Consider the following 12,513-nt stretch of genomic DNA (forward strand, 5'->3'; position numbering starts at 1 on the left):
GGACATGGAGGTCCGACGCGGCAGCCACGTGAGGACTCGCTTCCACTGCGTCATGTGCATGTTCTCCATTCGTTGTGGGCTCTGAACCCGTCAACGGCTTGGAGAGACCTGGACGCCGTTGTGATGGGGCGAACTGTTAGCCGCTGGAGCGGAGCACGTGCGCAGCGGCTCGCGAGGCCTGTCTCGGGGCCGCGGTCGAACTCGAGTCACCCGCGACGAAAGGACGTGCGAGGGCGGTGAGACACCGGCCCGCTTCGCTACCAGGAGAGTACCCATGACGTGCAGGCAATGGCGCTGGCGTGTTGCCGCGACCCAGCGGGAGCTCGATGACGTGGCTCGCATCCGCTGGGCTGTCTTCGGCGGAGAACTGGGATTGCTGCCGGAGCAGTCCGCGCTGTCTCGGCGGGAGGTGACGTGCGTCGACACGCTCGACACCACGGTGCATGTGCTCGTCCATGCCGGCGACGAGCCGGTGGCGACCATGCGAGTCGCGTTGCCCAACGCGGAGGTGGCGGCGAACCTGGGTGCGAAGGTGGGGCTCGAGATGGAGCAGCGAGTGGACCTCTCGGGCCTGCTCCAGCCGGGAAGGCTGTTCGCGGAGCCCTCGCGCTTCTGCGTGTTGCCGAAGTGGCGGCGCTCGGAGGCCGTCACGTGGCTGCAGGCGGGCATGTACGCGGAGAGCCGGCGGCGCGGAGTGACGCACTGGATTGCGTCCGCGAACCTGGAGACGGACTCGCCCGAGGACGCGCTCCTCTCCTGGCAGGTGGCGGCCCACCGGGGATGGCTGAGTCCTCACTGGCGCGTGGCCGTGACCGACCCGTGTAGGGCCCCGGTGCGGCCCCGCAGTCCCTTCTACACGCCCGAAGAACGGGCACAGGCGGCGCAGGGGCTGTTGGACGGACTGCGGCTGCCCAGGGCGCCCTCGCTCTTCGCCAGGACGATGGGGGCGCGCTTCATCGCGGAGCCGCTCTACGACACGTATTTCCAGTGGTTCACGCTGCCGCTCGTCATGGCGCTCGATGAAATCCCGGCGGACTCCATGGCGCGATTCCACGCGATGGAGAACGACGTGAGTCCCACCGCCTAGACCGGAGCGGTTGCTCCCTTCCTTTCACCTTCAACACGCGGCGACCGGGAGCCCCATGGGCACCGGACAGGAGACGTACGTGCGAACACAGGCGAAGAATCACGCGGGAACGACTTGGTTGGTGGAGCTGGACGCGGAGGCGCGAGGGCTGGTGGCGGCGGTGGATGCGCGGCCCGACGGCCACCGCCTCTTCGAGGGCTCCCTTGATGCCGCGGGCTACATCCACTACCTCGTCCAGACCTACCACTACGCCCGATGGAGCACGCCGATCCTCGGCGAGGCGGGCGAGCGGCTGAAGCGGCTGGGCCGGCACCCGGAGCTGGCGCAGTTGCTGATCCAGAAGGGAGAGGAGGAACGGGGGCACGACCGGTGGTTGCTGTCGGACCTGAAGAACCTGGGGTGCTCGGAGGAGTCCGTGGAGACGGCGGCGCGGAGCCCGGCGGTGGAGGCCTATACGGGGTGGAACTTCTTCACGTCCCGCGCGGGCGTGCCGACGGCGGTGTTGGGGACCGCGTACGTGCTGGAGTACCTGTCGCAGACGCGGGCGGGCGTGTGGGCCAGGCGACTGAAGGAGGTTTCCGCCATTCCCAACATCCACAAGTCCGTGACGTTCCTGCGCAGCCACGGGGCACTGGATGGCGACCACGTGGCGGAGATGGCGCGGCTTCTCGAGCGATTGACGGAGCCCGAGGACCAGGAGGCGATCCTCTTCTCGGCCCGCGTCGCCCGGAGCGTCTACCCGTGCATCTTCCGGGAGGTCGGAGCCTCCACCCTACCCCTCGCGGGGTAGAGACAACCGCACGCAGGCTGGGGGAACCTCCCGTTCGAACCCTGGCCTTCGGGAGGACGCCTCACACGGGCCTGTTGAGGAGGGCTGCCTGGTAGAGGAAATCGGCGCGACCATCGACGCCCAGTTTGCCGAAGAGGTTTCGCACGTGGGTCTTCACCGTCTGGCCCGAGATCTTGAGCTCATCGGCGATCTGTCCGTTGGACCAGTTTCGAAGCACACCCCTCGCGATATCGAGCTCGCGGGGCGTGAGCTCGCGCTGCATGTGCAAGGGGAGCGGGATGGAGTGGGGAAACTCGGTCAGCAGGAGGGCCCATTGGCGGGGGCCGTCACTGGCGGGCAGCTCGACGAACCGGCACGTGCGGTAGCCCTCGGGATGATTGATGACCCATAAAGTCTTTCCGAGCCGCGAGTCCAAGTCCATCCGAACCAGGGCGTCCAGCCGCTCCTTGAGGACGCGAGGGAGGCCGGAGGCGTGTACGTCCGAAGGGGTGAACCAGCGCTCCAGCAGGGCCGTGGCGTGCGGGGAGCGGAACACCTCACGCGTGGGAGGCTCCAGGATGAGGAAGGCGGAGTCCTTGCGTTGGAAGAGCTCCTGGAGCAGTTGGGTGCGGGCGGTCAGGTCCTGGTAGTCCTGGCAGTTGCCCACGGAGTTGGCCAGGTGCCTGGTGAGGCTGGAGAGCGCGGTGATGCTCTGGGAGGAGAAGGCGGACCGCGTGTGCCGGTAGAACGCGAAGGCGCCGACGACGCCGGGGCGGATGGGCACGAGGACGGCCATGATGTGTTCCAGCGGCAGCGCGAGCTCCACGCTGCGTTGGTAGACGAGGGTTCGTTCGTACTCCCCGCGGGAGAGCAGCTGCGTGTCGCAGGTGGGCACTTCGGGCTGGGCGAGGATGGGGGCCCGGAGGAAGTCATGGTCGACCAGTCCGGCGTACTCCTTGAGTATCGGGATGGGGTGGCCGGGGACGTGCCATCGGAAGTCGAGCGAAGGCGCGACGCGCATGAGGCATAGGGCCATGGAGTCGGCCTGGACGAACTCGAGAAGCGGCGCTCGAGTCGCTTCAAGAACCTCCGGAAGGGACCGCGAACCGCCCAGGGCCACGGTGACGGTGTCCCGGACCCTGAGCTCGCGAGAGTTGAAGTCCCGTGGGTTGAACATCCGCCGCTCCTTGGCAGGCAACCCCGTGAGGTATGCGGGGCTGTCCCCCGTCCTTAGAGCCGGACTGAAAATCTGTCCCTCGCCCTTCGGGGCAATTGACGGAACCCTGGCAGCGCTCCTTCCACGCACAACGCCATTCCAGTTCGGAGCCCCTTCGAGTTGGAGGCGAGTGATTGAGCATTGAAGAGAGCAGGTCAATGAATTCGTTCAAGACCCATGGCGGGCCAACGAATACTTCTTTGCGGCCAGCCGATGATTTCGGTGGGGCTGGCAAGTCCATGCATCGAGACCGATTACCCCCTCACGGAGCCCCCTTGACCGCAGTCCACGCCGCTTCGTCCTCTTCCGTTTCACCCCCCCACTCTGCCGGTGCTTCAAAGAAAGCCCTGTGGACGGGGCGCATCTTGAGCGGCCTCGCCGTCCTCTTCCTGATCTTCGACGCCGTAGGCAAGGTGCTCTCCGCGCCGCAGTTCGTGGAGGGCACCCTCCAGCTCGGCTACCCCGCGAGCGTCGTCGTAGGACTGGGAGTGCTCCAGCTCGTGTTCCTCGCGGTGTACCTCGTCCCGCGCACCTCGGTGCTCGGCGCGGTGCTGTGGACAGGCTACCTGGGCGGCGCCATCGCGACCCACGTTCGAGTCGAGAGCCCGCTCTTCACGCATGTGCTCTCCCCCGTCTACTTCGCGGCGTTCCTGTGGGTCGGGCTCTGGCTGCGCAATGAGCGATTGCGCTCCGTCCTCCCCTTTCGTGAGGCGCAGTGACTCGGGGGCGGCGAATGGCGCAGCCAAGGCCACTCCGAAGAACTCGCAAGCAATCGCTGGTTTTCAACTGAGACATTCAACTCCGCAGGGACTTCAAGAGAACCCCATGAAGACAATGAACAGGTTCACGCTCGCTGTGATGGCCATCCTCTGCTCGACCCTCTGGGTGACGGGATGCGACTCTGAAAACCCGCCCCCCAAGGCCCCGGAGAATCGCACCCCGGGCGCCTACGCGTCGGTGAACGGCATCAATCTGTACTACGAGCGTCATGGCACCGGTAGACCGGTGGTGCTGCTCCACGGTGGATTGTCTACCATCGATACGACGGAGCCCTTTCTGTCGACGCTCGCCCGGAGCCGGCAGGTCATCGCGGTGGAGCTCCAGGCCCATGGCCGCACGGCGGACATCGATCGCCCGATGAAGTACGAGCTGATGGCGGACGACATCGCTGCGCTCATCAAGCACCTTGGGTTCGAGAGCGCGGACGTCTGCGGCTTCTCCCTTGGAGGCGGCGTCGCGATTCAGCTGGGCATCCGGCATCCGAGCGTGGTGCGCAAGCTGGTAGTCGTCTCGGCGCCCTTCAAGAGCAACGGCTGGTACCCCGAGGTCCGGGCTGGGATGGCCTCCATGGACGCCGACGCGCTGGCAGGCTCTCCCCCGCACGAGGCCTATGTCAGGGTTGCGCCCAGGCCGGGAGATTGGCCCGTGCTGGTGTCCAAGCTGAGGCAGCTGCTGGCTGGGGAAGAGTATGACTGGACGGACACCCTTCGAACCCTCAAGGCGCCGACGCTGATCGTGGCCGGGGACACCGACAACATGCCTCCAGCCCACCTCGTCGAGATGCTTGGAGTGCTGGGCGGCGGTAAGGCAGACGGCGCGATGGGCAACCCGCCGAGCTCCCGCCTGGCCGTGCTGCCGGGTGTGAGCCACTGGAGCATCCTGACTCGAACGGATCTCCTGGAGCCCATCGTCCCGGCGTTCCTCGACGAGCCGATGCCGGCCGCAAAGCCCTAACCTCCGGAGAATGCATGTCATTCAAAGCGTGTCTCGACTCCATCAAGGAGAAGACGGGCACTGACTGGAGGACTTCGCCAGGCTTGTCGCCAAGCAAGGACTGACCAGGCACGGAGAAATCGTGGCCTGGCTCAAGGATGTGGAGCCGGGCCCGACGCCGCCCCAACGCGTCAGTAATACTCTTCCGACTTGAAGAAGCGGTTTGGCGCGCATCCTACAGCGGCCCGAAATTCACGGTGGAAGTGAGATTGATCGCAATAGCCAGCGTCGAGGGATAGCCGCGACAGGCTCATGCCCGGTCGGTAGGAGTCGACGACCTGGCGCAACCGGATGATGGACGCAAGGTGCTTGGGTGACGTGCCGACGGTGCGGCGGAAGCGCTTCTCGAACGCGTCCTGGCTGATGTGGAGTGACTTGGCGAGCGCGCCAATCCGAAGCGAGCCGTGAGCCGCGCGGATGGCGCGCACTGCCGCTGCGACAATCTGATCGGGCTCCCGAGGCCTCAACCGTGCGCACAAGAACTGCTCCACAAGCTCCGACCGCTCCGTGGCATTCTCCGAATCCGCTATCCGGGACGAGAGGCGATCCACATCTGTGCGTGGCACCAGATCGTCGAGTGCCTGAATCGTATCAAGGAACTCGTGCAAGGGCTCCGCGAAGAACTGCGCGGCCCCTGCCTCTTTGAACGTCACGAGGACGTTCCCCCCGTTCGCCGAGGCCCGTATCCGGCGCACGATGGAGCCCATGCCTGAGATGGCGCTGCTTGGGAGCTTGCGCTCGGAGCTCCCCTGAATCTGGCTCGCGGAGCCCCTGAAGGCGATGCCGAGAGTGATGCCGGGGTCGGGAAGCAACGTGCGCGTCCCTTCCTGGCCTCCCTCGAGCACCATGATCGAACGCACGAAGGGCGCAAGTTGCTCGCCAGGCGCGAACAGCCTGACAGAAGGCACGAACGGCATCATTTGTTCGCTGGGAGGGAACAGCCTCGGCATGACACATGCTCATGGCACCAAGGGCGCCACGGTTCAACGAAAATGCCAAGACCCGCTCTGCGTCGCCAGCTCAGACACTGAAGTCGCCTCACCCTCGCGGTTCTCGCTCGGCAGCGTGTCTCCAGCGAACAATTCGTGACGAAGCTGCTTTGCTTTCCTTGTCTGAGAAAGCGCAGTCCTCCATGACGATCATGAGCATGCGGTACGCCCGATGACAGACACTTCGGTCACGAAGCCGCACTGCTTGCTCGACGCCATCAGGTGTACCAGCGCGCCCGCGCCCGTCACCGTGTTCCTCAAGGGGAACACGGCCCTTCGTGTTTCCGGGGTCCGGCGTCGCGGGTGCGCGCTGATGACTGGAGCCAGTCCCCTGATGACTGCAGTCATCGGCTGGGGGCCCAAGTGGAACGCTCCGCTCCAGTGAAGTCGCGGGGTTGCGGAGACAGGATGGCTGGCATTCGCGCTGCAATGAGGGAATGCACGGGCGAGACGACGAACTCCTCGCCGCGACGGTCCCCCATCGCTGTCCTGAAACAGGTGACGCCCATGATCAAGACCAAGCCCTCGTCTCTCTCCCCCTCCAAGCTGCGTCAGAACACGCCGGACTCCGCCTCGGTCACCCCTCCGAAGAAGACGCCCTCCGCTGTCCCCGCGCAGCAGGACGCGAAGGTTCGCAACCCCTCGGGTGCGCCCTCGCAGGCGCAGCGGCCGACGGATGGGTTCGAGGGCAGGAACCCCGCGCCCGGCGGTCGGGGCACGCGCGCGCTGGATGCGCTCTCGAATGTGTCGGGCGCCGCCCTGCCCGCGATGGAGACGCTCTCGAATGTGTCAGGCGCCGCCCTGCCCGCGATGCAGGCGTTCTCGCCCATGATGGCCGGAGGACAGCCCGCGATGCAGGCGCTCTCGCCCATGATGGCCGGAGGACTGCCGTCGATGGAGCAGCTCTCGCCCATGAACGCACCCATGCGGATGGGCGGGATGCCTGCGATGGACACCCTCTCGCCCATGAACGCGCCCATGCCGAGGGGCCTACCCTCGATGGACGGGCTCCCGCAGGGTCTCGGGCTCCCCACCGCGCCGCCGATGATGACGCCGAACATGCTGGAGGGCATGCAGGTGCCCTCGCTGCCGGGCCTCGTCGACTTCGCTCCCCGTGGGCTGCCCTCGCAACTCCAGGACTTCGCTCCTCCGCCCTCGCTCCAGGACTTCGCTCCCCCGCCCTCGCTCCAGGACTTCGCTCCTCCGCCCTCGCTCCAGGAGCCCGTCAACCCCGCGCCGCGCGGGCTGCCCCCGCAGTTGAGGGACTTCGCGCCGGCCCGTGAGGCCACGCCGCGCGCCGCGCCGCAGGCCGAGCCGGAGTCCTCGGGCATCCCGAGCGCCAATGACAAGCGCCCGGCCGGGGACAAGCGCTCGGCGGCGCAGATCGTCGACGACTCGCCCGCGCTGAAGAACCTGGGCCGTCAGAAGGACATCAAGTTCGACCAGCTCTGCAAGCAGACGGGCATCGACCCCAAGCTGGACCTGAAGGACGCGAAGCAGAACCCGGACGCGGTGTTCCGCCTGGCCAAGGTGCTGGAGTTCATCGACAGCGCGAAGGCGTCGACCGGTGGGGACCGGGACAGCAAGGTGAAGAACGGCAAGGGTGACGGCAACATCGAGGGCATCACGAAGAGCGGTGATGCGCGGCACGGCACCGAGGCCGGAATGGTGAAGGACTTCGCCGAGCAGGGTTACTCGTTCCTGGGCGAGCAGAAGCTGCCGACGACGAAGGACACGCACGTCAAGGCGGACGGGAGCAACAAGGACAACTTCCAGTGGGCCGCGGGTGAGGCGGGCAAGCACCTGTGGTTCCTGCCGGCGGTGAGCAACGTGCTGACGGGCATCGGCAACTCGGAGGGTGGCGCGAAGGGCGTCTTCGAGGGCGCGGCCAAGGGCTACGTCAACACGCTGAAGGGCGCCGCGGAGGGTGTCCTCGGGGCCGTCACGACGGGCCGGGTGAACCCGGCCTCGCTCCTGCTTGGTGGCGCGGCGGGCGCGCTGGCCAACACGGAGGCCGCTCCGCAGCCGGTGAAGGACATCGCCAGCATGCTGTGAGCTTGAATCGAAGTGGGTGACCCGAGCGGGGGATCTGCTCGGTAGAGGGGCCCTCGGAGCAACCTTGCGGCGGCAGGGAAGCTCCGAGGGCCTTTCTATTTCTGGGACCGCGATGCGCCGTCCTGAGTCGGCCATGCGTCTCCAAGGACGTGGCTGAGGGTTCACGTGCATTGACTGCCGGATCAGGCCGAAATCATCGGTCTATTTCCCAGGAGGAGTTTCACCCCTCAGCCACTTGACGAGCCGCGTGCGCTGCCGGCCCCTCAGGCTGCTCATGACCGACACCTGCTCGAGGTCCCAATCGCTCCGCAGCCGCTTCGCGGCCAGGGCCATCCACTCGGGGAACCGCGTGGGCTCGCAGGCCCCCAGCCCGAGCGTGTCGTTCTGGAGCCTCTCGCTGTCGAAGTCGAAGACCGGCACGATTCGCCCTGGCTCCCCGTCCGGGCCCCAGGTGGACATGGAGAAGCTGAACCAGACCGGAGCCCGGCTGTCGACCGTCAGATGACAGTGGTAGCGGTAGGTCATCGACCGCGCGTCTCCCTCTTCGCCGCCCGTCGCGTAGAGCTTGAACCAGAAGACGTCCAGTTCGCCGAACCCCAGCGCGCGCGCCAGCTCCAGCGCCGGCGAGCGGGCACGACGCGCCTGGAGCAGCGCCTCCATCCGCTCGAACAGGGCATCCAGGGCCGGCGTGGAGCGCGCGTGGGTCCGCAGGTCCTCCAGCCTGTCCAACTCCCACCCCTGAGACTGCACCGCCCGCTCGACATGGGGGATGAGCGCGTCGAGCGACGCCTCGGACGCGTCGATGGTCAGCACCGCCAGCATGTCCAGGGACACCTCCTCGCTGGCCACGACGACGGTCTGGATCGCCTGGAGCAGTACGGGGTTCTCCGCCAGCCCCTGGAGCTTCGCCTTGCGCTGCTTCGAGCCCCAGCCATACGTCACATTCAAATCCAGCATCCCCTGGAGCGCTGTCCGCCACGACGCACACAGGGCCTCGTCGGAGCCCTCCCGGTCCACGCTCTCGCGCAGGAAGAAGACCGCCGGACGCACATCCCTCGCGAGCCGCTCCAGCACCGCGCGGATGACAGGCGCGGGCAACCGCTGACAGTGCTGCCCGAAGGACCCGAAGAACGAGCGGTCCGCTGGAAGGAGCTGCAGCGCCGCCCTCGCCGCGAGCATCGGGTCCACGTCCACCGGGAGCTTCTTGAGCACCTTGATGAGGCGCTCCCAGTCCGGAGCCGGCTCCCCCAGCAGCGCGTGGAGTTCCTCCGAGGCACGTCGTCGACTCATTCCTCCACGTCTACCAGAGCCCCACCCGCACCGCCCCCCGGAGGCGCACACACCCGGGAAGGGGCTGACGCGCGAGGCCCCTGACGGCCAATCGCCAAACGACCGGTCGCCACCACGCCCCTCTCAGCGCGGCGCCGGGACGCGCTCCCCGAGGACCCAGTCACTTGGGGAGCGCGAATCCCGCCGCGGTGGGCGGAAACCTCAGCGCGGTGTGACCTTGAGCAGCTTGCCGTTGGTGGCGTCGGTCAGCAGGTAGAGGGCTCCATCGGGCCCCTGCACCACCTCGCGGATGCGCTCGTTGCGGCCCTTGAGGAGATGCTCCTCGCCCACCACGCGGTCATTGCGAATCATGAGCCGCACCAGGGCCTGGCTGACCAGACCTCCCACGAAGATGTCGTTGCGCCACTCGGGGAACAGGGTCCCCGTGTAGATGGCCATCCCCGAGGGGGCAATCACGGGGTCCCAGTAGTACACGGGCTGCTCCATGCCCGGGCCCTGCGGGCTGTCGTGGATGGGCGCGCCGGAGTACTCCTCGCCATACCCGATGGTGGGCCAGCCATAGTCCTTGCCCGCCTCGGGCCGGTTGAGCTCATCCCCTCCCTTGGGCCCCATCTCCACCGTCCACAGCCGGTTCTGGCTGTCGAGCGCCGCCGACAGGATGTTGCGGTGACCCACCGACCAGATTTCGGGCTTCGCGCCCTGGGTGTTCACGAACGGGTTGTCCTGGGGCACCGAGCCGTCGGGATGGATGCGAACCACCTTGCCGAAGTGACTCTTCACGTCCCGCGCCTGCACCCGGCCCGCGAGGATGGAGCGCTCTCCGAGCGTGACGAACAGCTTGCCGTCGGGGGTGAACACCAGCCGTCCCCCCGAGTGCAGCGTCGACTCGAGTGTCGGCATCATTCGGAAGATGACCTGAACGTTTTCCACGCGAGGCTGCGAGCCCTCCTCCACGAGCTTCGCGCGCGCCACCGCCAGCCCGTTGCCACCCTGGCGTGGCTCGGCATAGGTCCAGTAGACGAGTTTGCTCTGCGCGTAGTCGGGACCGACTTCCACGTCGAGCAGTCCGCCCTGGCCACGGGCATCCACGGCGGGCAGCCCCGTGACAGCGGGAGACTTCGCGCCCTGCGGAGTGACGATGTAGAGCGAGCCGGTGGCCTTCTCCGTCACGAGCATGCGCTGGTCGGGCAGGAAGGCGATGGCCCAGGGGTTCCTGAAGCCAGAAGCAATCTCGGTGACCTGGATTGCCGTCTTCGATTGAATGGCCGGCGCGCGTGTCTGCTCGGGGAAGGCTCGAGAGAACTCGGGCACGTTGGGCGGACCCTGCGGAACCTCAGGGCCGCTGGGAAGCGGATCCGGCGGGACACCCGCGTCTTCCGGCGGGACACCCGCGTCTTCCGGCGGGACACCCGCGTCTTCCGGCGGGACACCCGAATCCTGCTGCGGGACGCCCGAGTCTTGGGGCGTTGGCGTGGGATCAGGGTCCTCGCTGCAACCAGCGAGGAGGGCGGCGACGATGAGGGGCACCGAGAGGATGCGCATGCGACTCTCTCCTGGGGGATGGGGCGGCGGGAAGGTGCTGACCTGCCTGCTGGCGCGCAAGTCTCGTGGCGGGAAGGCCGCGATTCAACCCACGGCCGTGCGGTGCCGGGCATCCGACGATGTAAAATCACCGTGTCACGGGAGGAGACGGAGGGAATGGGCCAGGGGGAGCACCTGGCACACCGGACCTCACTTCGCGCCTGGGAGTGCGGACAGCGCGGCTCCCTGCGGCGCGAGCGGAAGGGAGCATCCGGCGGACGTCACCCGTCGGTCGGACACGCTTCCGTGGCGCTCCCGCACTTCGTGTGGTGGGTCCGTGAGCGTTTGGGGCGCCACCCAGAAACCCCAGTGTCCATTCACGGTCGCTTCATTCGCAGTTCTTGCCGCAGACGCTCCCGACCTTTTCTACACAGAGGCTGTCCCAAGAAACGGAGCAGCAGAATGGATCGACCGCGCAGATCGCTGAAACGCAGTCAGCCTTCGCACTGTCACAGTGGTTCACGAGAGAGGCACCTGGCGTGCAGAGCGAATGCGCACAAGTGCCGTCCGATTCCGAGCACGTCAGGCTGCCACAGACTGTTCGGACCTCGCCCACACAACGGCTGTCCCATGAGGAACTGCAGCAGTACGCGTCGGCCGTGCAGACCGACGAGACACACGGGTCGGAAGCCGGTGACAACGGAACTCCGGACGTGCACTTGTCGTGTATGGGGGCGCGCGCCCCGATGGAAAGGGACGTTCCGCTGCTCACGATCACCGCGGTCACCGCAGTGGGGGCCGAGGCGGAAGCAAGGCCAAAGAAGAAGCTCTTTTTTCCAGTCCCGGGACTTCCTCCAGCGCAAACCGGGGTTGCGAAGGTGAAGGTGAATTCATTGCCCACCTTGTTGGCGGAGGAGAGCCCGATGGTGCCGCTCCCACCGGAAGTCACGACATAGACCTGATCGGTCGGCCCCGTGCCGTTGTACTGAAAGGAGGCCACAGGACCGAAGGAGACTCGTAGCGACTGGACGCAAGGGATGTGGGTGATGCCGGTGGCATTGGTCAGGTCGACCACGTACTCGTAGCCGTAGTACCCCTGAGCCGGGGCACCGGTCGCTCCTGTGAATGTGCGCGTCTGCAAGCGCGCGGTCCCGGAGGCTCCTGGCAGAGGGATGGTGGCGCTCGAGTCGGTGACAGACAGCGTGCAACTGGTGTCGAAGACACAGTTGATCGCTGGCGCACCGACATTGACGACGCTGAGAGCTTCGGCTGCGGCAGGCTTCGACAGGACAAGCAGCGTCAACGACACAATCAATTGGATGCGAAGCATGTCATGACCCCATGTGTATTCATTGTGTTCGACATCAGGCCGGACCTTGCTTCTTCCGCAGCTCTGCCATCCCACAACCCGGCTCGCACCTGCTCAGCAAGGCTAGACGGAGAGCGTACAAAGGAAAAGTCTCGGTGCTATGACAATCTTCGTGAAGGCAGACCACTCTCGGTGGTGGAGTGACGCAAGAGTGATGGAATTACCCTCCGGGCGGCCGTTTCCGATCTCGCCGGACATGTTGGTGCTTCACGCCCACACGGTGACCCACGGGTTCCAGGATGAGACGATGTCGCTTGCGGAGATGCCTGGAGGCGTCCCCCGGGCCCGACGTGGTACTTGCAGCCCCTGTTGAACACCCAGCCCCCTTGCCGTGACAGCCCAACAACGCCTCTCAGCAACGTCATACGTGGAATCCACGATAGTAATTACCTAGCCGCAATCCGGGAATAAGTGATAGTTGACGCACCATCCGTGAACGGGGGT

Annotated in this window: 10 protein-coding genes; 5 read left to right on the plus strand and 5 right to left on the minus strand. The window is 66.4% G+C overall.

The features are described 5' to 3' along the window. Positions 1-274: 274 nt before the first annotated feature. Entirely contained in the window at positions 275-1,087 is an 813-nt protein-coding gene (locus HUA76_RS39545; RefSeq protein ID WP_174463804.1) for a GNAT family N-acetyltransferase, read from the plus strand. A gap of 55 nt (positions 1,088-1,142) precedes the next feature. After that, complete coding sequence (locus HUA76_RS39550) at positions 1,143-1,877, plus strand: iron-containing redox enzyme family protein (protein WP_174463805.1); 735 nt, start codon at positions 1,143-1,145, stop codon at positions 1,875-1,877. A gap of 61 nt (positions 1,878-1,938) precedes the next feature. Here HUA76_RS39550 and HUA76_RS39555 read toward each other — a convergent pair whose 3' ends face one another. Then, positions 1,939-3,033 (minus strand): helix-turn-helix transcriptional regulator, encoded by a 1,095-nt coding sequence (locus tag HUA76_RS39555; protein ID WP_174463806.1) that lies wholly within the window; start codon positions 3,031-3,033, stop codon positions 1,939-1,941. A gap of 404 nt (positions 3,034-3,437) precedes the next feature. Between HUA76_RS39555 and HUA76_RS39560 the strand changes: the two genes are divergently transcribed. Both HUA76_RS39560 and HUA76_RS39565 read left to right on the plus strand, forming a co-directional pair. After that, positions 3,438-3,791: a DoxX family protein gene (locus HUA76_RS39560; protein ID WP_305794258.1), complete on the plus strand. Its 354-nt coding sequence runs from the start codon at positions 3,438-3,440 to the stop codon at positions 3,789-3,791. A 106-nt stretch (positions 3,792-3,897) separates the two neighbouring features. After that, on the plus strand, positions 3,898-4,806 hold the full coding sequence (locus HUA76_RS39565; protein ID WP_217440837.1) for an alpha/beta fold hydrolase: 909 nt from the start codon (positions 3,898-3,900) through the stop codon (positions 4,804-4,806). 170 nt (positions 4,807-4,976) lie between these two features. Here the strand turns inward: HUA76_RS39565 and HUA76_RS39570 are convergent, their stop codons facing one another. Beyond that, positions 4,977-5,795, minus strand: coding sequence for a helix-turn-helix domain-containing protein (locus HUA76_RS39570; protein WP_174463808.1), 819 nt, complete (start codon positions 5,793-5,795; stop codon positions 4,977-4,979). A gap of 546 nt (positions 5,796-6,341) precedes the next feature. Here HUA76_RS39570 and HUA76_RS45000 point away from each other — a divergent pair. Further along, positions 6,342-7,889: a hypothetical protein gene (locus HUA76_RS45000; RefSeq protein WP_217440857.1), complete on the plus strand. Its 1,548-nt coding sequence runs from the start codon at positions 6,342-6,344 to the stop codon at positions 7,887-7,889. Positions 7,890-8,090: 201 nt separating this feature from the next. Here HUA76_RS45000 and HUA76_RS39580 read toward each other — a convergent pair whose 3' ends face one another. The 3 genes from HUA76_RS39580 to HUA76_RS39590 form a co-directional block, all read right to left on the minus strand. After that, positions 8,091-9,179 carry a hypothetical protein gene (locus tag HUA76_RS39580; RefSeq protein WP_174455533.1) on the minus strand — a complete coding sequence of 363 codons (1,089 nt, stop codon included), beginning with the start codon at positions 9,177-9,179 and terminating at the stop codon, positions 8,091-8,093. Positions 9,180-9,380: 201 nt separating this feature from the next. Then, complete coding sequence (locus HUA76_RS39585) at positions 9,381-10,721, minus strand: PQQ-dependent sugar dehydrogenase (RefSeq protein WP_174463809.1); 1,341 nt, start codon at positions 10,719-10,721, stop codon at positions 9,381-9,383. 367 nt (positions 10,722-11,088) lie between these two features. Further along, the gene (locus HUA76_RS39590) at positions 11,089-12,030 is read right to left on the minus strand and encodes a hypothetical protein (protein ID WP_174463810.1); all 942 of its coding nucleotides are present in this window, start codon (positions 12,028-12,030) and stop codon (positions 11,089-11,091) included. Positions 12,031-12,513: the final 483 nt, after the last annotated feature.

Origin of the sequence: Myxococcus sp. CA056 (genome assembly GCF_013336715.1) — a bacterium.
Taxonomy (GTDB): domain Bacteria; phylum Myxococcota; class Myxococcia; order Myxococcales; family Myxococcaceae; genus Myxococcus; species Myxococcus llanfairpwllgwyngyllgogerychwyrndrobwllllantysiliogogogochensis.

Bases quoted from the DNA above. Each gene is read 5' to 3' on its own strand.
- HUA76_RS39545 (WP_174463804.1), top strand. From the start codon at position 275: ATGACGTGCAGGCAATGGCGCTGGCGTGTTGCCGCGACCCAGCGGGAG.
- HUA76_RS39550 (WP_174463805.1), top strand. From the start codon at position 1,143: ATGGGCACCGGACAGGAGACGTACGTGCGAACACAGGCGAAGAATCAC.
- HUA76_RS39555 (WP_174463806.1), bottom strand. From the start codon at position 3,033: ATGTTCAACCCACGGGACTTCAACTCTCGCGAGCTCAGGGTCCGGGAC.
- HUA76_RS39565 (WP_217440837.1), top strand. From the start codon at position 3,898: ATGAAGACAATGAACAGGTTCACGCTCGCTGTGATGGCCATCCTCTGC.
- HUA76_RS39570 (WP_174463808.1), bottom strand. From the start codon at position 5,795: ATGCCGAGGCTGTTCCCTCCCAGCGAACAAATGATGCCGTTCGTGCCT.
- HUA76_RS45000 (WP_217440857.1), top strand. From the start codon at position 6,342: ATGATCAAGACCAAGCCCTCGTCTCTCTCCCCCTCCAAGCTGCGTCAG.
- HUA76_RS39580 (WP_174455533.1), bottom strand. From the start codon at position 9,179: ATGAGTCGACGACGTGCCTCGGAGGAACTCCACGCGCTGCTGGGGGAG.
- HUA76_RS39585 (WP_174463809.1), bottom strand. From the start codon at position 10,721: ATGCGCATCCTCTCGGTGCCCCTCATCGTCGCCGCCCTCCTCGCTGGT.
- HUA76_RS39590 (WP_174463810.1), bottom strand. From the start codon at position 12,030: ATGCTTCGCATCCAATTGATTGTGTCGTTGACGCTGCTTGTCCTGTCG.